Origin of the sequence: Butyricimonas sp., from assembly GCF_019423355.1 — a bacterium.
Lineage (GTDB): Bacteria > Bacteroidota > Bacteroidia > Bacteroidales > Marinifilaceae > Butyricimonas > Butyricimonas faecihominis.
The window spans coordinates 101079-120085 of the sequence record NZ_JAHZBP010000002.1 but is presented as its reverse complement, the minus strand read 5'-3'; the positions used below and the strand labels follow the sequence as shown (position 1 = coordinate 120085).

Annotated in this window: 15 protein-coding genes; 12 read left to right on the top strand and 3 right to left on the bottom strand. The window is 43.0% G+C overall.

Features of this window, described 5'->3' with window-relative positions:
- The first annotated feature begins 6 nt into the window (after positions 1 to 6).
- From QVC79_RS03165 to QVC79_RS03150, 4 genes are all read left to right on the top strand, one after another.
- Entirely contained in the window at positions 7 to 1440 is a 1434-nt protein-coding gene (locus tag QVC79_RS03165) for a RagB/SusD family nutrient uptake outer membrane protein (protein ID WP_287642436.1), read from the top strand.
- A 20-nt stretch (positions 1441 to 1460) separates the two neighbouring features.
- Positions 1461 to 2237: a DUF4843 domain-containing protein gene (locus QVC79_RS03160; RefSeq protein WP_270593826.1), complete on the top strand. Its 777-nt coding sequence runs from the start codon at positions 1461 to 1463 to the stop codon at positions 2235 to 2237.
- A 20-nt stretch (positions 2238 to 2257) separates the two neighbouring features.
- Complete coding sequence (locus QVC79_RS03155; protein WP_270593827.1) at positions 2258 to 3670, top strand: hypothetical protein; 1413 nt, start codon at positions 2258 to 2260, stop codon at positions 3668 to 3670.
- Between the two features lie 126 nt (positions 3671 to 3796).
- Positions 3797 to 4300, top strand: a complete 504-nt coding sequence (locus tag QVC79_RS03150) for a glycine cleavage system protein H (RefSeq protein ID WP_270593828.1) — start codon at positions 3797 to 3799, stop codon at positions 4298 to 4300.
- 356 nt (positions 4301 to 4656) lie between these two features.
- Here the strand turns inward: QVC79_RS03150 and QVC79_RS03145 are convergent, their stop codons facing one another.
- The 3 genes from QVC79_RS03145 to queC form a co-directional block, all read right to left on the bottom strand.
- Positions 4657 to 5472 (bottom strand): 7-carboxy-7-deazaguanine synthase QueE, encoded by an 816-nt coding sequence (locus QVC79_RS03145; protein ID WP_270593829.1) that lies wholly within the window; start codon positions 5470 to 5472, stop codon positions 4657 to 4659.
- 11 nt (positions 5473 to 5483) lie between these two features.
- Positions 5484 to 6035 (bottom strand): 6-pyruvoyl trahydropterin synthase family protein, encoded by a 552-nt coding sequence (locus QVC79_RS03140; RefSeq protein WP_270593830.1) that lies wholly within the window; start codon positions 6033 to 6035, stop codon positions 5484 to 5486.
- 151 nt (positions 6036 to 6186) lie between these two features.
- A complete protein-coding gene (queC, locus tag QVC79_RS03135) occupies positions 6187 to 6858 on the bottom strand; it encodes a 7-cyano-7-deazaguanine synthase QueC (RefSeq protein ID WP_124316238.1) in 672 nt (223 codons plus the stop codon).
- Between the two features lie 310 nt (positions 6859 to 7168).
- Between queC and QVC79_RS03130 the strand changes: the two genes are divergently transcribed.
- The 8 genes from QVC79_RS03130 to QVC79_RS03095 all read left to right on the top strand — a co-directional run bounded on the left by QVC79_RS03130 (position 7169) and on the right by QVC79_RS03095 (position 18995).
- Positions 7169 to 7603 carry a bactofilin family protein gene (locus QVC79_RS03130; RefSeq protein WP_124316635.1) on the top strand — a complete coding sequence of 145 codons (435 nt, stop codon included), beginning with the start codon at positions 7169 to 7171 and terminating at the stop codon, positions 7601 to 7603.
- Between the two features lie 185 nt (positions 7604 to 7788).
- Positions 7789 to 8712 carry a tyrosine-type recombinase/integrase gene (locus QVC79_RS03125; protein WP_270593831.1) on the top strand — a complete coding sequence of 308 codons (924 nt, stop codon included), beginning with the start codon at positions 7789 to 7791 and terminating at the stop codon, positions 8710 to 8712.
- Between the two features lie 439 nt (positions 8713 to 9151).
- Complete coding sequence (locus tag QVC79_RS03120) at positions 9152 to 10372, top strand: FimB/Mfa2 family fimbrial subunit (RefSeq protein ID WP_124316637.1); 1221 nt, start codon at positions 9152 to 9154, stop codon at positions 10370 to 10372.
- Between the two features lie 99 nt (positions 10373 to 10471).
- Entirely contained in the window at positions 10472 to 11377 is a 906-nt protein-coding gene (locus QVC79_RS03115) for a FimB/Mfa2 family fimbrial subunit (RefSeq protein WP_270593832.1), read from the top strand.
- A gap of 28 nt (positions 11378 to 11405) precedes the next feature.
- Complete coding sequence (locus tag QVC79_RS03110) at positions 11406 to 12002, top strand: DUF3575 domain-containing protein (protein ID WP_124316639.1); 597 nt, start codon at positions 11406 to 11408, stop codon at positions 12000 to 12002.
- Between the two features lie 25 nt (positions 12003 to 12027).
- Entirely contained in the window at positions 12028 to 13869 is a 1842-nt protein-coding gene (locus QVC79_RS03105) for an OmpA family protein (protein WP_270593833.1), read from the top strand.
- A 21-nt stretch (positions 13870 to 13890) separates the two neighbouring features.
- Positions 13891 to 16353 (top strand): Calx-beta domain-containing protein, encoded by a 2463-nt coding sequence (locus QVC79_RS03100; RefSeq protein ID WP_270593834.1) that lies wholly within the window; start codon positions 13891 to 13893, stop codon positions 16351 to 16353.
- A gap of 47 nt (positions 16354 to 16400) precedes the next feature.
- Positions 16401 to 18995 (top strand): BACON domain-containing protein, encoded by a 2595-nt coding sequence (locus QVC79_RS03095; RefSeq protein ID WP_270593835.1) that lies wholly within the window; start codon positions 16401 to 16403, stop codon positions 18993 to 18995.
- The last annotated feature ends 12 nt before the right edge of the window (positions 18996 to 19007 follow it).

Here is a 19007-nt window from a genome sequence, read left to right as displayed (position 1 = left end):
AAGATGATGATGAAAAGAATATTATTGGCATGTGTCTCTTTATTTTTCTTGGGATGTGGGAATTTCTTGGATATAAATCCCAAATCAGAGGTAGTGAATGATGATATGTTCAGTACGGCGGAAGGTGTGGAGGATGCATTGTATGGGGTGTATATGTCGATGGTGAAGGAGGATATGTATGGTGGGGATATGTCTGTGTTATTTCCTGAAATTTTGGCTCAAAATTTTTTAACAGATGAAGGATACTGGATATATTTATCTCGTTTAGACTATAGCGATGTATATGCAAGAGTTTCATGTAAAGATATGTGGATTCAGAGTTATTTAGTAATTAGTTATTTAAATAACATAATAGAGAATTTGGATCAAAAGGGCGTGAAAGACTTTAAGTATTATGATTTATATCGTGGAGAGGCTTTGGGATTACGAGCTGCAATTCATTTTGATTTGTTACGATTGTTTGCTGTACATATTAATTCTACGAACGAGAATGCGAAAGCTGAGGCGATTCCTTATGTGACAAAATACACGTTTAAAGTGACTCCTTTTTCATCAGTGGAAGAGGTGTATGAGAAAGTTATTACAGATTTGAAAGAGGCTGAAATTTGTTTGGTTGAAGATGAAATTTTGATGCCGAAGATCCGTAAAGGTGGAGGAAAGGGATTTACGGGAGCCAGAGAATTGCATTTTAATTTGTATGCAGTGCAAGCAATGTTGGCTAGAGTATACTGGATGAAAGGGGATTTGACAAATGCTAAAAAGTATGCGGATAAAGTGATTCAATCAGAGAAGTTCCAATTTGTAGATCAAGAGGATTTATCGACATTTATGAAGAGACGAATTTCTCTATCTGAGACAATTTGGGGTTTATATACAACTGAGATTAGTTCGTTTTTATATGATATGCATATGGTGAAGACATTGATGACTCTTCCTAGCGATTGGAAGTTATTATATAAAAATACAGAAGGACCAGAACCGGGGGAAGATAAACGATTATCTGCTTGGTTTCTTTCTAAAGAAGATACAGGAAATTCGAAAGATATTTGTGCTAAAATTATGAATGAAGCGAATGATGCCTCTGAATATTCCGGAGGTGCATATTTCGGTTTTAGTATGATTCGTATTCCGGAAATGTATTATATTATGGCTGAGGCCTTATTGGAGGAAGGAGATAAAGAACATGCAAGAGATTATTTGGATGCCGTGGTGGCGGCGAGAGGTATGGTGAAATTTGCGGATCGAGATACGGGTAAAGATATTACTTTGGATGATATTATGAATGAACGGAGAAAAGAGTTATTTGGAGAAGGGCAATGGTGGTTTTGTTTAAAAAGGTTGAATCGGGATGTCTATGTTCATGCGTTAGGTGCAACTTTAAAAGGGAGTGATAGAATTTACACCTTGCCTCTACCCACGGAAGAACTTGATCCTCGTTAAATTACAAAATTAGAAAACGTATGACGACAAAGTATTTGATATATACAGGAATATTCCTTCTGTTAGGGGCTTGTTCAAATAAGGCTATCTATTACAATCCGGACCAGAAAAGAAGTATCTATTTTAATTGGGATCTTAGTAAATATGTTTCTAACGTGGCTCCCGATACAGTATTTTTCAGTTTCGCAATTTATGAAGAGAAAGAGGTGGAGTATCGTATTCCGGTGAAGAGTATGGGAATGTCTGTTGATGAGGATCAATATTTTGAGTTGGAAGTCGTGGAGGATTCAACCACGGCGGAATTCGGTAAACATTATGAGTTTGGTACTTTGATCATTCCTAAAAATGAAGTGGAAGGCGTGTTGTCCTTGAAGTTGAAACGGACGGAGGACCTGATGAATCATTCTGTTCTTCTTTATTTGAAGTTTCGGGAGAACGACTATTTCAGACCGATGGAAGGGGATCATTATTGCCTTTCCATTATGGATGGGAAACTAGCGCAGCCAACTTGGTGGGCCAGTTATTACCTAGGAGAATATAACAATAATAATGATAGATTATATTTGAAGATACTGGAAAACTTTTGGGCCTTGGAAGAGTTAAAACCCGTGTTTTATGCCGAAAAAGAGAAGGAGTACGGGAAGTTTTTGGAAAATGCCCCGACAGCCTTCTTTCAGATGCCGGGAAATATGATTTGGATAAAATACGTGTTGAAACCTGCTTACGAGTATTATAGTGATCCGGAAAACACGTACGAAGGGTTTGCTATGGTTGATCCGGATCGGTTTATTCGTTAAGCAAATAAAAGTTATTGGAGATGAAAATGAAATACAGTATCGGGATCTTGTGTTTTACCTTATTCGGGTTGGGAGCTTGTCTGGATGATCAGTCTTCGTTGGGAGATCGGGAGTTATCGGAAATCACGATTTCCGCACCTCATGACACGCTGACGGCTTATTTCGGTGAGGAATTTGTGGTAAGTGATTTGAGCGTGGAACAATCCGGGGAAGAGTTACCTCTCGCTTATGAATGGAGTTACGGAACGTTGAATACGGATGAAAATGGAATGGCCTCCTATCCGATTAAAGATTCGTTACATATCGTGTCGCACGATCCGGAATTGAGATATGCTTTTCGGGAATTGGGAACTTTCGGGTTACGATTGAGGGTTGATAACGGGGAAACGATCCGGTATAAATATTTTGTTTTACAGATAGATACCGAGTTTTCGGAGGGGATCACGGTGTTAAGTCGGGATGGGGATGGAAAAGGACGAATTTCTTTTATGAGAACACTAACAAAGGAGGAAATTAATACTGGGAAAGCACCTACGTTTCGGACGGATATAATGGAGCTGATAAACCCGCAAACGAAAATGGAAGATGTGACCGACATGGTGCAGGTAAATAATCGTTTATTGGTTTGTTCTGGTGAGGAGGGAAGGATTTATAATATGGATTCCCGGACTTTCGATGTTGAAGGAATGACCTCGTTTAAGGAACTATATCCGGGATGTGCTTTCGTGAAGTTTGCTGGGGTTTCTGCTAATAACAACATATATCTCGTCTCACGTGACAGACGGGGATACGTGTATGATTATGGTTTAGATGAATTAGTGCTGACAGAATATTTTAAAGATCTGGATGTTGATGCGGCTGTTTCGGTGGATAGACCCGTGTTTGTTAATTATGAAACGTCCGTGTTCTATTCTCTTTCGCTTGGAGGGGTAAATAGCTCTTTAAGCAAGTATGTCGATTTTAATATTTGGGGTATTTGTCCTGTTGGGAGTAGCGTGTATGTCATAGCTACCTATAAAGCGATGCCTTCCTATATCTATTTGTCCCAGACAACTTTTAGCTTAGGCAACCCGACCATTCTTCAATTCTATGATAGTCCGGTTTCACTGAAAGTTAACCGGAATTCATTGCTTACCGGGAGTAAATCATGTAGTTGTCTGTATTACACGTGCGAGGATGGTATATATTATTGGGATTTGAAGAATCGGTTGTCGACAACACCTGTTATTTCGATACCTGAGGGAATGGAGATCACCAGTTTGTCGATGAACACGGATGGGACTTTACTGTATGTTGGGTTGTATGAAAAAGATGAAACAGAAGCTCTGAAAGGGCATTTGTATATCTATGATGTAAAGACTTCTGTCTTGGTAAATCAATACCACAATATTGCAGATAAACCTATTGCGATTATTTATAAAGAACGGGTGTAGTAGAACAGGCAACATTAAAACTTGAAGAATAATTTGTAAGAATCTGATATGATATTAAATACAATTATTAACTTTGCTGACAGCGTGTAAACGCATTTTATTTAATAATCAAAAAAATAAAGGGGCATGAAAAGAGTTTTTTTCTTTATTCAAATTTTATTTTTGATAGCTTTGTTTTCCGGGGGTAACCGGAATATAGAGGCTGGTAACGTGAATATATCTTCGTTGCCTTCACAGGCTCGGGATCAGGCGTATTATTCACAATTGGAACAAACCGGTAATCGTTATACGAAAAGTCATGTTTGGTTGAAAAATGGAGATAATTACATTCAAGTAGGAATTTCGTATAATCTAGTTCGGGCTATAGGAGGGGCTATTAGTTGTGTAATTCCAGTCAAGGCGGTAGATGAAACTTTTGTAAAAGGTGAATTGTTAGCAGAAATAGAAGGTGCTAGTGGTTCTACAAAATTATATGCTCCATGTGCCGGAGTGGTGAAGGGAATTAATCCTATGATAGAATTTCCTTACGATATGCAATCTAATCAAGTTTGGGTATATAAATGTCACTTAAAAAGAGATCAGTTGGAGACTTTGATGAATGATCAAGAGTATATTGACTATAATAAATAGGATTTGCCTTCTTTTGTGTTAGAATTTGTCCATTTCCACTCTTCAGCTTACATCCTTTTCATATTTTGTCGTTATCCTTTTGTTATCTCTCCGTTCCTAGGAGCGAGTGGATAACGACGAATAACGAAGAGATAATGACACGTATGTAAGAGAAGGAGTAGAGATAGACTATTGTAAGTGATCAGAAAGATTTACAACCGATATTATTCCCAGAATATTGCACACGGCTGAGATATAGCTGACTTAAAGCCGAGATAAAGCCGAGTTGAGTCGTCTTTGTTAGTCCGGGTTTTCTTCATGTGTATTTTTTGACGGATGTTCACGTGCTTAAATGGGATAGAATGCCGCTTTTATATTTATACTCCTTGTTTGTTGCCAAAAAGAGATATGTGCAGCCGATCGCAGAAACGCCACCCGTTCCGGATGCAATGTTCCAGTGTTTTGGGAATCGAGAGGCTTAATTCTTCGGGAGTGGCTCCCATCGGCATCAATAGGATGTCTTCGTTTACCCATCCATCCAGTTGTTTTAAAAGTGCCTGTATTTCGAGTACGTCGTTTTCCCCGGAGTAAACGAATTTTAGTTGAAAGTCTTTTTTGTTTTTACGGGCATACGTGATAAATGATTGTATAGCCGGGATATTAATGCGGGTCTTGTTGTGGTGGTCCATATGAGGTGCAGGGGGAACAGAGCCGGATAATTTTGGGGAAAGACTAAAAAAGTCGATCATCTCGGCACATTCTTCTACATAAAGCGTGGCGTTGGTTTCGACGGTAATATGAAAATGGGACTCTTTTTTTAATTGTAGGCACAATGCCCGGACTTTATCCGCTTGCAAGAATGGTTCGCCACCTGTGATTACGATATGATCTATGTTTCCCCGGTTATGCCCTATAATTCGCACGATCTCTTCCACGGGCAGGGAGAACGAATTCTCTACTTTAAAGGCTGCGTATGCCGTGTCACATTCGCAAGTATTCCCGGCAAGTGTTTTCCACGTGCAATGGAGGTTACATCCGGCTAACCGAATAAACAGGGAAGGTACACCGTTTAATTTTCCCTCGCCCTGTATCGTTCCTGCAACGTGCAATCCCGAGGCGGGCAGTTCCTTTAGCAATTTACCGTCCTTGTCTTTCGTGATCGGGAAAATACCATCCTTTGCCAAATGTAACATACGTGAGTTTCTTAGTTTTTATCTTTTATCTTAATTCCTTCCCACCACTGATCATTTTTCCATTCTTCCCGGATTGCCTCGGAAAAACGGATGTCGTGAACATTGAAATTCACGAGTTTCAAGTCTTCCCGGAAAGCCTCGGCATACCCGGTTGCCGTTTCATGTACCCGAACGGAGGAGAGTTGTACGTTTCCTTCCCCGTTTTTATGCTCCGTGTTTTGCAGGATTTTGTCGATTAGGTAAAGGAATAACAATGCATATCCTTCAGCAGAAGGAGAGACGGGTATTTCAGCTACCCGGCGGTTGTATTTGTATACAAAAGTCTTCAACTCGTCGGATTCTTCCTGCCACAACGAGTAGGTATGGTCGAAACTATCCACGAGTTCCTTCACCTTATCCAGTAGCACGAAGTCCATCACCATGTATCCCCGGTCCAGCTTGTCGGACGTGATAAATACTTCCACGATATACGAATGTCCATGAATGTTCTCCCGGCAACGGTGTGAAGAACAATTCCGCACGATGTGTGCCCCCTCGAATTTGAATAACTTTCTAATTACCATTTATCAATTTTAAATTTTAAATCCTACTAATTTATTGATTTTAGATTTTAGATTTCCACCCACGAAGTCCACGCTTTTTCAATCGTAAATCGTAATTCATAAATCATAAATTAAATCGGTTTTTTCATTTTCAATTCTCCATTTTTCATTTTCAATTAGACAACGGGTCTTTTATTCCCGCCTCTTCAAATGCTTTGGCCCGGAGAAGGCAGCTATCGCAGGTACCGCAGGGTTTTTCGTCGCCGCGGTAACAAGTCCAAGTGAGGCTGTAATCAACTCCTAAACGATTCCCCAGACGCACCTCGTCGGCCTTGGTCATGTGCATGAAGGGAGCGTGAAGGGTGATTTTTTGTTTTTTCTCGGCACCGAGAACAGTTCCTAGGTTAATGGTTTGTTCCATGGAACGGATGAATTCTTCCCGACAATCCACGTACCCGGAGTAGTCAACCTCACTGACCCCGATAAAGATGTCGGTGATGTCGAGGGCGTCCGCGTAGGAGGCCGCCACGGAAAGAAATACCATGTTCCGGGCAGGAACGTACGTGTCCGGAATGGTGGTTCGATTTATATCCCCATCGTGAATGTCCATCTTCTCGTCCGTGAGGGAACAACCATCCCATTGATTCAGCATGATTTTCACGAATTTGTGTTCTTTCACTCCGGCGGCTTTTGCCACGGCTTTTGCCGCTTTTATCTCTTTATCATGTTTTTGCCCGTACTCGAAAGTGATGGCGTATAATTCATTAAATCCTTGCTCTTTGGCAACGTATAGGGCTGTCGTGGAATCCAGTCCCCCGGATAATAAAACAAGCGCTTTTTTCATGATGTTCTTTTCTCCTGTTATTTATAAATACAAAGGTAATATATTTCGGGTTACGATCAACAGAAAATGAAGAGGGGGATAAACAAGACTTTTTGTCAGTTTTTCGATAGTCGTGAATCTTGCCGTGCAGTATTATTCCCGTTCGTTTCGGTGTTCTTGTCATTATTTTTACTTATGTAAAACTTTTTTTATTTACTATTTTTTGTCGACAGTGTGTTCTATTTTTCACCTATTTATTTTATATTTGTCAGATACTAATATTTGAAAATCGAAGAGTGTTCATCTTTTTAATGACTAATTCATATTTGATATGTTTGGAAAGAAAAAGAATGAAGATGACACTGAAAAAGTAATGAAAGTCAGTGCTGACAACCTGACAATGATAACAATAGGGACGATAGTGAAAGGGATAATCACTATTGCTGGAGGATTACATCTGGAGGGAACGTTAGAGGGAGACATTATTTGTAAGGGAAAAGTTGTGATTGGTCCACAAGGAAAAGTCAAGGGAAATGTGAACTGTGATACTGCGGTGTTGTATGGTTTGTTGCAAGGAGATATTCGTGCGACGAATGAGCTGTACATGAAATCCGGGTGCATGGTGAAAGGTGATGTTTACACGCGTAAGCTGGAAATAGAGCCGAATGCCGGGTTCGATGGTGTTTGTAATACCACCGGGATGAATGCACCCGTGAAGGAAAAAAACACCAAAATGGAAAAGGTCTTGGTGGTAGAGGAGAAGTAGCCCTAGACTGTATTCTCTTAAAAATAGACTTTTAATTTTCTCATGGTTTGGATGTACGATTTTATGACAAGTGAATGGTCGGTTGTTGAAATGTTTGCATAAATAGCTAGTTGGCACGTGTTTGGTCACGTGTCAATTGGGGGTAAATTATAAAACACTTAAATTGAAATCTAAACAGATAGAAAATGAAACGAGAATTTTTAACACAGTTTATGGAGCGACTTATTGTCGAGTTGGAACGGGAGCAGCGGGATGGTACTGCTCATGTTTATCAGAGTACTTTGAAACGGTTGAAGAAATTTGCGAATGGACGTGAAGTTAGTTTTAAGCAATTGACCCCGGAGTGGTTGTCTCAATTCGAGCGGAAACTGTTGTCCGACCAGTTGAAGTGGAATTCTATTTCAACGTATATGCGGACGCTGAGATCTGTTTATAATCAAGCGGTTGAGCGAGGGATAGCCTCTTATATACCCCGTCTTTTCAGCCGGGTGCATACCGGGATCGATTGTCAGGTGAAAAGGGCGGTTTCCCCGGAGGTAATCTGTCGGTTGATGACAGATAAAAAGCCTTTGCCTGAACGGCTTTCTTTTACCCGGGATATGTTTGTCCTGCTGTTTTTGCTTCGAGGGATGCCTTTTGTTGACTTGGCATTCCTGCGTAAATGTGATTTACAGGGGAACGTGATTGTCTATCACCGGCACAAGACGAGACGAAAACTAACTGTTGTGGTTTGTCCGGAAGCGATGGCCATTATAGAGAAATACAAGGACATGTATCCTGATTCTCCTTATTTGCTCCCTATTATTCAAGATCCCAAGCAGGACGAGTACCGGCAGTATTCTCGGATGTTGCGCCTGCATAACTACCGGTTGCGGCAGGTGGGATATTTCTTGAAGATCAGAGAGCAATTGAGTACTTACGTGGCACGTCATACTTGGGCAACCACGGCGTTGCGACAAAATTATAATTCCAGCCTGATCTGTGACGCGATGGGGCATTCATCGGTAAAGGTGACCGAGACTTATTTCCAGCGTTACCGGGAAGATGAGGTAAACCAATTGAATAATGCACTTGTGGCCTTTGTTTTATCAAAGAAGGTGTTGTGTTGAGAATAATATAGGAATTATGTGATATCAAGAAGGTAAATGTCTGACAATTAGTCAGAAAAAAATCCGTTACTTTGTAGGTAACGGAATCTTTTAATGAGTGCAAATTTATATATATATTTTTATTATTTCAAATAATGCGACGATTATTTTTCAATAGATGGTAAAATAATTCAATTTTTTTTGCGTGATAGTTTTTTTGGAGACAAAAAAACTATTACCCACCTCGATTTTCTGAAAGATGGGCGGAGTTTAGATCGCCTTCCTCGGACTACAAAAATTCATTATATAAATAATAACCCGCCGAAAGACCCCTTTTTATTTTAAATTTTATGTTTTACCGTTACCTACAAAGTAACGGTAAATTTAAATAGTGTGTAGTAAAAATTTTTGATGACATTCTGTCAGATTTCAAATGTTAGGTAATTTTAAAGAATGGGTTATGAAAAAAAGATTTAGTTTATTATGGTCATTGCTTGCAATGGTAGTAGTGTGTGCTTGTTCAAAGAGTGGTGGTTCGGATTATCCGGATCCAGAAAAAGCCGGTTTAACGTTTCAAGTTACTTTTGACAAAACCGGAATGGAAGGTAGAGCTCCGCAATCCACGGCAATTCCAGAAACTTCATGGTCAAATATCAAACAATTACAATTCTTATTGTACAACACGTCCGGTCAAGTGGTTTATTCAACCATCGTGAACCCGACAAGTGCATTGACTACTTTCACGTACACGGACGTACCGGTAGGTACCGGTTACACGTTAGTTGCTGTTGCGAACGTGAAAAGTTCTTCCGATGCAATTACCACTTATTTAGATGGAGGTACAACTCCAACGGAATGGACCATGTGGAATGTGCGTCAGAAGACTCTCCCGAATTTGGTGATAGAGCATAAAGCGGGAGACTTCCCGACATTCTGTTCGTCTAAATTGACCACCGCGGGTAATACTGCTTATACCGAGCCGTCAGAAATTTTCATGGGAGCATCAGCGAGTTTTGATGTTACAACCGGAATTACTACTACAGTACCGGCCATTGCTCTGAAGCGCGAAGTTGCCATGTTGCGTGTTCGTTTGAACGTGAAGGATAGCGAGACGGATAATTTGAACACGGTTGATTTCACGAAAGACGCGTCTATCATGATCTATCGTTTACCCGACAACATGAAAGTTGGGGCTGCAAACGCAGGTGGTGTGAGTTCAACGTCAACCGATGCCAATATATTGGCCGTGAAGGACGGTACTATTTTCAACACGGCTAATCCTACTTCAGGATATGATCCGAAGGTTATTTTGGGTGGTAATTTCACCATGTGGAGAGATATTATCGTGTGGCCGAATAATGGAGGACGTGCTGTTAATGGTGCATCAACAGCGGAAGCATCTACCGATCGGCAGTACTTTATCGTTGTTTCCGGACGTGGAGCAACGGGTCATATTTTGGCAAACGGGGATGAAATGGCCGCTGACGGTCCGGTTTACTGGTCCGGTTTGATCAAGGAGAATTTCACGCCGAACACGATTCGCGAAGTGAATCTGACCTTGCGTTCAGGAGGTACCACGGACGTACCGACCAAGCCTAGAGAAGAAGGTGGTTTGACAATCAGTGTCGGTACGCCGGAGGCTTGGAGTAGTAATATCGTGGAATCAGCACTTACACTGTAAAAGAATTCCTTTTTATACACTCAAGATGATTGCCTGGGAGCGGGATCCTCTGCTCCCGGGGAATCTGAAATCAGTGTAAAATCAACAAAAATATTAAATATGGGAAAGAACAGACTTCTCATAGTATTTACGGGTGTGATTATCCTGCTCCTGCTTGCGTCATGTACCTATGATTATTTTAAAGATGAAACCAATTACCAAGTTTACGTACCCGAAGTGGTGGATAATAAGGTTAGTGACTGTCGTGTACTGGTTTATGACGAGACCGGAGTGTTGGTGGGAGCGCGTTACGAGGCTGCCCCGTGGAAAGATCCCCGTATGAGAGCAGGGTTGTTTAGTTTTAGATTACCCCCCGGTGAATATAAAGTCTATTGTTATACCAACACGGATAGTCTTTCATTTGTGGATGAACAACAACTGGAAACCTCTGCTTTTATGTTGAATAACAGCGATTCCGGGGAGAATCATTACGTGCATCCTTCGGACGTGTTGTTCCAGAAGTTTGTACCTGTGATTGATCATCCGGGAATTTTGCGTACTGACACGGTCGAGTTGGAATATTACACGGGACGTGTAACCGTGCGTTTTAAAAATTTTCCGGGTGATGTGTCTCGCATAGCAAACGTGCAATTGTTGGCAGAAGGGGCATCCACCGTGCAGTATTTGAAACATGATACGATAGCCGGTCGGCAGACCTCGGATGACCACATGTTTCATTTCGGAGAGTTACCGGCACAGACGACTGCTGATTACTTAGAGGTGGATCATCGTTATTTACCGTCTGTAGAAGGCGAATTTATGAGACTGAATTATACATTCCTTGATAGTGACGGTATTGCTGTCAATCATTTACCGGTGGAAGTGAAAGATAAACTGACCGGGTTGCCACTCAGGTTATTACATGGTCAACGAATCATTATCGAAATCGATTCTTACACCGTGATTAAAGTTACGATCGTGGGATGGAATGAAGATATAGAGAGTGGTAATACAAACATGGAATGATGCAATATTCATGAATAAAGAGAATACTATGAAACCAGTTGTACGATATATTTTACTTGTTTCCGTTTTACTTTGCTTGTTTGGTGGGGTGCGGGCGCAAAGTGTCAAGGTAAATATACCTTTATGGTTGACCGGTTCACCTAATATCGGTTTTGAATACACGTTAACGCGACAACTTACAGTGAATGCCGAGGGGGCATGGTTACCGTACATGTTTAAAAAGAACGAGGAGGTTTTCCGCGTGTTAATGGGAGCCGCGGAGTTGCGGTATTATTGGAACCCGCAAAATTTTTACACGAATGATTCATGGGATGGATTTTATATCGGTCCTTACGCCATGTATGGCAATTTTAATATCGGGTTATTGAAGCATAATGACCCGCTTCGAAGCCATCGCCGGAAAGGATGGGGGGTATCGGGAGGTATTACTTTCGGGTACAAGTTTGCTTTTAATTCCCGTTTGGGACTGGATTTGAATCTCGGTGTGGGGTATGCTCATTTCCAGTATGATAAATATAAACTAGGAGGAGAATACGTGAAGTTCCCGCTGGAACTCAAGAAGACCAAACAATGGATTGGTCCGACGAAGTTCGGAGTGAGTCTTACATACAATATATTCCGCTAGTATTACAGATAAAATGTTGCTGAAAATGAGAAAAAAGAAGATACACATTCTCTTGTCGGTTGCCGTGTTCCTTTTCTTGATGGACGGGGCAATTCCAGTCGAGGCGCATGAACGAAAGCTGGGACGGGTGGAGAGACGGGCTGACCGTAATTTTGTTAGACAGAAGTTTAATAAAGCGATGGCGCAGTATGAAACGGCTCTTAAAAAAGAAGAGAATCTGCAAAATCAAGCCGCTCTTCACCTGAAGATCGCACGCTTGTATTTCATGGTACGGGATTATAGTTGGGCTATCGGGCATTACGAGAAGGCGATGGAGCTGGAACGGGATTTGTTCCTCGTGGATGACGTGTGTGATTACATTGATGCGTTGCGTTTCCAAGGTCAGACACGGAAAGCCGAGGCGATTTGCTTGGATAATGCCTATAAAGATCAGTATAGCAGGTACCAACGCTACCAAAATACACTGGAGGCTCTTGCCATGCGTCATTCCGTGCAGGAATTTCCCGGGTTCACGGCCAAACGATTGGCTTTGAACACGCCGAATGCCGAGTTCTGGATCGGGAATTACGGGGAACAACCTTTCTATGCCATCAGTTACAGTAAGTTTAACGATCCCGGGAAGTTGTTTTTCCATCGTACTCACTATTACGAGTTGAAGGAGGCCGGGGAGAAAGTGATGTCACAGAAATCACCGAGATATTCCGATTATTTCCGGAGGATTCCGGTGGATTTGCAGAATGGACCGGTGACGTTTTCACCGGATATGCAGTTGATGGTGACCACGGTGATCGAGTACGATAAAAAGAATGTATCGGTGGAGATGGTGGACAAAAAGCATCGTCCTTTCCGGACTAAATTGTATTATTCGGTGATCAAGAACCAGAGTAAACGTTTTGGAAAGTACATTCCGGTTTTCCCGCAAGACCCAGAAAATTCGTATGCTCATCCTTACTTGTTTAATGACGGAAAATCATTGTTGTTCACTTCTGATATGCCGGGAGGATTCGGTGGATTTGACTTGTACGTCGTTCATTGGGACGAGGAGACGCAAGAGTGGGGAACCCCGATGAATTTGGGGGCGGATGTCAACACGGAAGGGAACGAGATTTTTCCCTTGCTTTACGAGGGACGTCTTATTTTTTCATCTAACGGGTTACCGGGTTTCGGTGGGTATGATCTGTTCAATGCCAACTACGATCACGAGGGAGTAGTTCCGGGCAGCGTGCGTCATTTCCCTTATCCGGTGAATTCGGTTTTCAACGACTATTTTATGTGTCCGCTGGATTTGCGAACCGCTTATTTCGTTTCGGATCGGGAAATGGAGTCCCGGGATGATATTTATTATCTGCAAACCGATGAAGATTTGGGGACCCAACAAGGAGACCCTCATTTCGGGATGAGCGAGGAAAACGCGATTTTGGGCGGGGCTTTGTTACTGAACGGGGCCACGGAAACGGTTACCAAGGAAACTATTTCACTAAAACGATATGCACCGGAAGGTTTGCTAATGACTCTTTATTTTGATTTCGATTCGGACAAATTGACCCGAGAATCCACTCAATGCCTAGAGCAGTTTATCAATGAAATGGGTACCTACTATTTCACCGAGTTGAGATTTGACGGTTTCGCGGACGAGATGGGTAGTGATAATTACAACTATGCCCTGTCGGCTCGAAGAGCAAAGAGCGTGGCCGAGTTTTTACGGGATCATGGTGTAAATATACAATTCAATATAAAGGCTCACGGCAAGGTGAAACTTTCTCCAGAAGAGATGAAGGAAGAAATGGGAACTCAGTCGGAGGGAAATATTGACTGGATCCAAGTGAATCGTCGGGCAAGACGTGTTGAGATATATCATAAGAGGTAGAATTAAAAAGTAAACGATAATATGAAGAAGACAAGAATTCATGGAGTGTGGATATTGTTCCTGTTGAGCGTTGTCACTTGTTTGCAGGTGAAAGCTCAATATATGCCGGTGGTGTTCGATAAGGTGTATGGTGATAAAAATCAGATTCAACTGGTTTGTCCGCTGCCCGGTGATGAAGTAGCTTTAGTAGGTAAAGAAGGTCAGAAATATAACCTGACATGGGTGGAACGGGAAGGAGACGTGGTCTTTTCACTTCCTTTGACGGGTTTTACCGCCGTGAACGAGATAGCGGAGTTGGATAACAACCGGGTTTTGGTGGTAGGACAGTCTACGATGCCGAATGTTAAAGGTAAAAAAGATAGAATCACGTTGTGCGGGCGTATCGCTGTGGTTGAACGCAACGGACGTATCGTTACCGATATTTATGCCGGGGATCAGGGCAGTAATTTCCTGAAAGGGATGTTGTTGCGGAGCGGGGCGTTCGTGGTGTCCGGTTCGGAGCCGAAAGGAGCGGACGGTCGTCAGGGAATCCTATTGAAACTGGACCCGACGGGTAGCGTGGTTTACCAGTATAAAAATGCCGGGGGTGGTTATTGCGACCAGTTCGCGGTGATGGGAAATTCGATTGAATACATTTGTGCGGCGTTCTCTGCCGGAAAGGATAAGGAGCAGGCTCTCGTGGTTCGTCTGGATGATAAGGGAAAACCTTATTACATGACGGCGATCCCGGCAAAACAATTTGTCGTGACCGGGTTGAATGCCAATATTAATGACGGTTCGGTACTGGTGATCGGTAATTCGCCGACAGACGGGGGGATTATTTACAAGATTCGTCCGGAGGGGGACATCGTGTTTGCGAAGAATATGATTCCCGCCAACCAAGGGGCCGCTATGCTAGATCATCTTCAGGTGGCTCGTAATGGTAACATTTTGGTTGGAGGTAGTGGAAGTCAAGGATATTACGCTTTGTTGCGTAATGACGGAACAGCCTTATATTCGGGTACGTCCAAGGGGAATGTACGGGGAATTGGGATGAACCCGGCAACCGGGGAGTCCGTGGTGACGACATACGACATGGGTGGACGTAGAGGTACGTTTATACGTATTCACCCGACCGGGAAAGTGGAGTTCGAGCGTTCACTGGATGGTAATTTTGACAAAATGAAAGTGACTAACAGCGGGGAGATTTTATTGTTATCTTCTTCTGAAGGACGGGTTTGTATGTTTTCGTCCACGGGTGAAAAGGAGTTTGACCGTTACGTGACGGATAATAAACCGACGGCTTATCGTCAGGCATATACCGCTTCATCCGGGGAGTTACTTTTCCTAGGAGCGGGAGGTCGTCTCGTGAAACTGGGACATGGTCTTTATGTTTCGGACGTGAAGATCACGAAACCGGTGAACGGAATAGCCACGGCTATTTTTACCGTGACTCTGACCGGGTATGCCACGACGAAAGAAGGCGCACCAATTCCGGTAAGCGTGGGATATGCTACCCAAGAGAAAACGGCTAATATCGCGAATAATTTTACACCGGTGAAAGGAAAGCTTTCGTTTACCCCATCTCGGGGAACGGCTGACCGTTATCTGGTAAAACAGGATATAGAGGTGTCCGTGAAAGCGAATAATTTGATCGAGGGGATGAAAGAGTTTGAACTCGTACTTTCGGATGCACAGCAAAGTTATCTGGTGAAACCCGTGGGTAAAGCGGTGATCGAGGATCAACAGGCTGTTGTTAAGATGGTTCGTACGGAACAGGGAGAAGAGGGAACAAAAGATATTTTATACGAACTTGGATTATTCAAACCGGATGGAACTCCTTTGACGAACTCGACGGGAGCCAATATCATCGTGGATGGTATCTACGGGGAAGGAACAGCCGATGCTCTTGACTTTGATATGGGATTAACCCCGAGAGTGATGTTTGCCAATGGATCACAGAAATCATCGTTCTCTGTGAAAACGTTAGAGGATACCCGTTATGAATTACCCAAGACGGTCGTGATTAACTTTAACAAGGTACATTGCCTGAGTGGTTCGAACGTGGCTTTTGAAGGGGAGTTGTTGAGTTGTAGCGGGGTGGTTGTCGATCAACCGGCACGTTTAATGATTGCTTCCCTTGGCGATCACAGATTGAACAATAACGTTGTATCGGGATTCTTCACGGTGTCTTTGGTGCGGGCTTCTGACGGGGCTTTGCTTACGAATGCTACCGGAAGTGATGTTATCGTGAATTGTGTGACGGTTCCTGATGCTTCGGCTAAAGAAGGTAAAGACTTTGTATTCACGAATATGCATGATCTCCGCATCAGTGGTGACGGGAATCATAGTTCCGCGAACGTGTATGGTGTGGTGCTATATAGTACGGATGCAGCGGAAAAACAAGTGAAGTTGAAGATCAAGTCTGTAACTCAACCCACGGGTGCGCAACCGATCAGTGTTTCGGATGCGGAATCCTCGGCCGAGTTCACGATCCGTAAATAAACAGATTCTACTCCCTTCGGGGAGGTAGTGAATGAAAAAAGAGAATTATGGCAGGAAAATATATAAACATATTGTTAGCGGGGTTATTGACTATTCTCCTATCAGCTTGCTCGGACGACAGGGATTCCCTGTCCGGGCAAGCGAGTGGAGATCCTCTACTGACTTTCAACATGACGAGAGCGGGAGGGGATATTGTCAGTAACACGTTGGTCTATCTTTTTGATGGACAGGGAAGTGATGCCGGAAAGTTCAACCATAAGGTTCAAGAGGTAACTTACGGCCCGGATCAACTTTCGATGACTGTTGCTGCCGGGACGTGGAATATAGCTTTGGTGACTGCCAATACTGATTTTAGCAGTGGATTGATACAACCCGTGTGCAGTGTCGCTCGCGAGGATTCGAAGATGTGGGAAACACAACCGGTGGGAGGAACATTGCCTTCCATGCCGGAATTACGTACGGCCAGCATTGACGGACAATTGGTTGTTGGCGGGCAGGATAATTCGGTTGCGGGAACGACGATCTTGTCACGGAATGTGGCCTTGGTGAAGGTGGTTATTGCGGATGCGGGCGGATTGGATGTGAACGGGACGCATAATTTTGAATTAAAAGATGTCCCGACTACCCTGAACTGGGAAGGCGGGTTATTCCCGACGGCAAAGAATCCTAGGGTAAGCACGGTGCCGATGACCGGGATTTTCCGGGTCAAGGATAGCACCTCGTTACCGGGACACCAGCGTAGTGACACGTTGTACTTCATTATCCCGGCCCATAAAGGGAACGATTACTTGAATGCTAACCCGAAGGACACGACGGAGAGCCACATGAAGGTGAGTGTCGACTTGGCTTGTGAGGGTGGAAGTCGCTTTCAAAAAACAGATGTGGTCATCCCGCGGGTTCCCCGTGTAAACGGAATATTACTCGTGCGTCTTCTGGTAGGTGGAAAGTTGGATGTGACGGCTGATGTTTTGGGTTGGGAGGATGTAGAATTGAATGCCGACTTGTCCCAAACCCAGCTTTACACGGACAAGGCGTCCGTGGGACTATCGCATAAAGATACGCTTTACGTGAACACGAATGCCCCGGATTTCACGGTGGATTACCCGGCAGGAGGTTGGATTACTTCCGTCCGGAAGATTGCGGATAACGGGGTTGAGATCACGGCTAACGTGGATACTTACGTGGATGGGCAGCCTCGTAGTTCTTATATCACGGTCAAGGCGAATAACGTGACGAAAAAGATTCCTGTGACGCAAAGACCGGACGAGGGAACGATTACAGTGAATAACAAACGATTGGTTTTCTGCCCGAATCTTCACACGAGCAAACAAGTCGAGATCACGAGTACCGGCGGTAACTGGAAATTCCTGACCACGAATCCCAGAAAGGCTACCGCAAACGTGCAGAGTGGAAATGCCGGGATAAGTAACGTTAACTTCACCCGTTCTTCTGTTGCTTATAACAAAACTTTGGACGAGGGACACCTTGTTTATGGCGATACGCTTGTCATCGTGAAGAATGTTATGACGTTGGATACAGATACGATTCGATTGGTGAATTGTTATATCTACGTGGATAATGATAACACGATTGACGCTGTTGCCCCGCAAGGAACAGCAACGCAAGCCGTGACGAACTCGCAAGATGTGATTGTATATGGTGGAACAAAGATGATCGAGAATTTTAATCCTCAACAAGCTTGGATTCATGATATTTCTTGGGATCCGATCGGGCAAATACTATCATTCACGACGGATCGTAACACGGGAAATGCTAACCCAGAGGATGACGATGAACCTCGTTCGGGAACCATGACATTCAGACATGCTTCGTGTCCGGATTATGTAGTAACGGCTAATGTTTATCAAGATATAATCGTGACGATACCGCCTTTCCATTACTTTGTTGTGAAGTTCACTTGGAGTGGTTCTACGGATGTTGATATTGCCGTGGAGTTTACCGGAAATCATCTTACAAATGTAGGTAATAATAATAGTCTATATGATAAAATACCTGTTGGATTTGGTATGCAAGCTAATAATCCCGGAAAAGGGGTCACAGGACCAGGTGGAGGTGATAATAATGGAAGAGAGTCTTTTGCTTATAATGGAGGAACTCTCTTGGAATGGGGGGGAGATGCCACGAAGGGACAAGGAGAAACAACATTTTTCAATGCTCCATTATTTGAAGGGGATGCTAATTCTCCTCGTAAAATAAAATTGGAGGTTTATGCTATTTGGTATACTTCAAGTAAACCATCCAATACGGCTATGAATTTTCATATGTACGCATATGAGAATGGTACGATGGAAAGGGGTACGAATGCATCTGGAGATAATAATAAGTTTAATTTTTATAATAGGGGAGGTACTCTCCTGTATTCAGAAGGTTATGCTATAACCGTTGCAAGTTATGGGCAAAGTAAAGCTAAAACTTACACAACTTCCTATGGGCATATAGCTACAATTACTTATGATAGGGTGAAACATTCGGCTTCGGTTTCTGTGCATGTTCCTAACACGAAATTGACGACTACTAGGAGTATGAATACGAATGTGGTTGAAACTTCAAGTGAAGAGGTGATTGTAGAACCTGAAATGATTGGACGTGATGAAAATGAGAAAACCATTTATGCTGAATAAATGTTGTAATTA

Coding starts and splice junctions, on each gene's coding strand:
- QVC79_RS03100 (WP_270593834.1), top strand. CDS start 13,891: ATGAAGAAGACAAGAATTCATGGAGTGTGGATATTGTTCCTGTTGAGC.
- QVC79_RS03105 (WP_270593833.1), top strand. CDS start 12,028: ATGAGAAAAAAGAAGATACACATTCTCTTGTCGGTTGCCGTGTTCCTT.
- QVC79_RS03130 (WP_124316635.1), top strand. CDS start 7,169: ATGTTTGGAAAGAAAAAGAATGAAGATGACACTGAAAAAGTAATGAAA.
- QVC79_RS03160 (WP_270593826.1), top strand. CDS start 1,461: ATGACGACAAAGTATTTGATATATACAGGAATATTCCTTCTGTTAGGG.
- QVC79_RS03110 (WP_124316639.1), top strand. CDS start 11,406: ATGAAACCAGTTGTACGATATATTTTACTTGTTTCCGTTTTACTTTGC.
- QVC79_RS03095 (WP_270593835.1), top strand. CDS start 16,401: ATGGCAGGAAAATATATAAACATATTGTTAGCGGGGTTATTGACTATT.
- QVC79_RS03145 (WP_270593829.1), bottom strand. CDS start 5,472: ATGTTACATTTGGCAAAGGATGGTATTTTCCCGATCACGAAAGACAAG.
- QVC79_RS03155 (WP_270593827.1), top strand. CDS start 2,258: ATGAAAATGAAATACAGTATCGGGATCTTGTGTTTTACCTTATTCGGG.
- QVC79_RS03115 (WP_270593832.1), top strand. CDS start 10,472: ATGGGAAAGAACAGACTTCTCATAGTATTTACGGGTGTGATTATCCTG.
- QVC79_RS03140 (WP_270593830.1), bottom strand. CDS start 6,035: ATGGTAATTAGAAAGTTATTCAAATTCGAGGGGGCACACATCGTGCGG.
- QVC79_RS03125 (WP_270593831.1), top strand. CDS start 7,789: ATGAAACGAGAATTTTTAACACAGTTTATGGAGCGACTTATTGTCGAG.
- queC (WP_124316238.1), bottom strand. CDS start 6,858: ATGAAAAAAGCGCTTGTTTTATTATCCGGGGGACTGGATTCCACGACA.
- QVC79_RS03165 (WP_287642436.1), top strand. CDS start 7: ATGATGAAAAGAATATTATTGGCATGTGTCTCTTTATTTTTCTTGGGA.
- QVC79_RS03120 (WP_124316637.1), top strand. CDS start 9,152: ATGAAAAAAAGATTTAGTTTATTATGGTCATTGCTTGCAATGGTAGTA.
- QVC79_RS03150 (WP_270593828.1), top strand. CDS start 3,797: ATGAAAAGAGTTTTTTTCTTTATTCAAATTTTATTTTTGATAGCTTTG.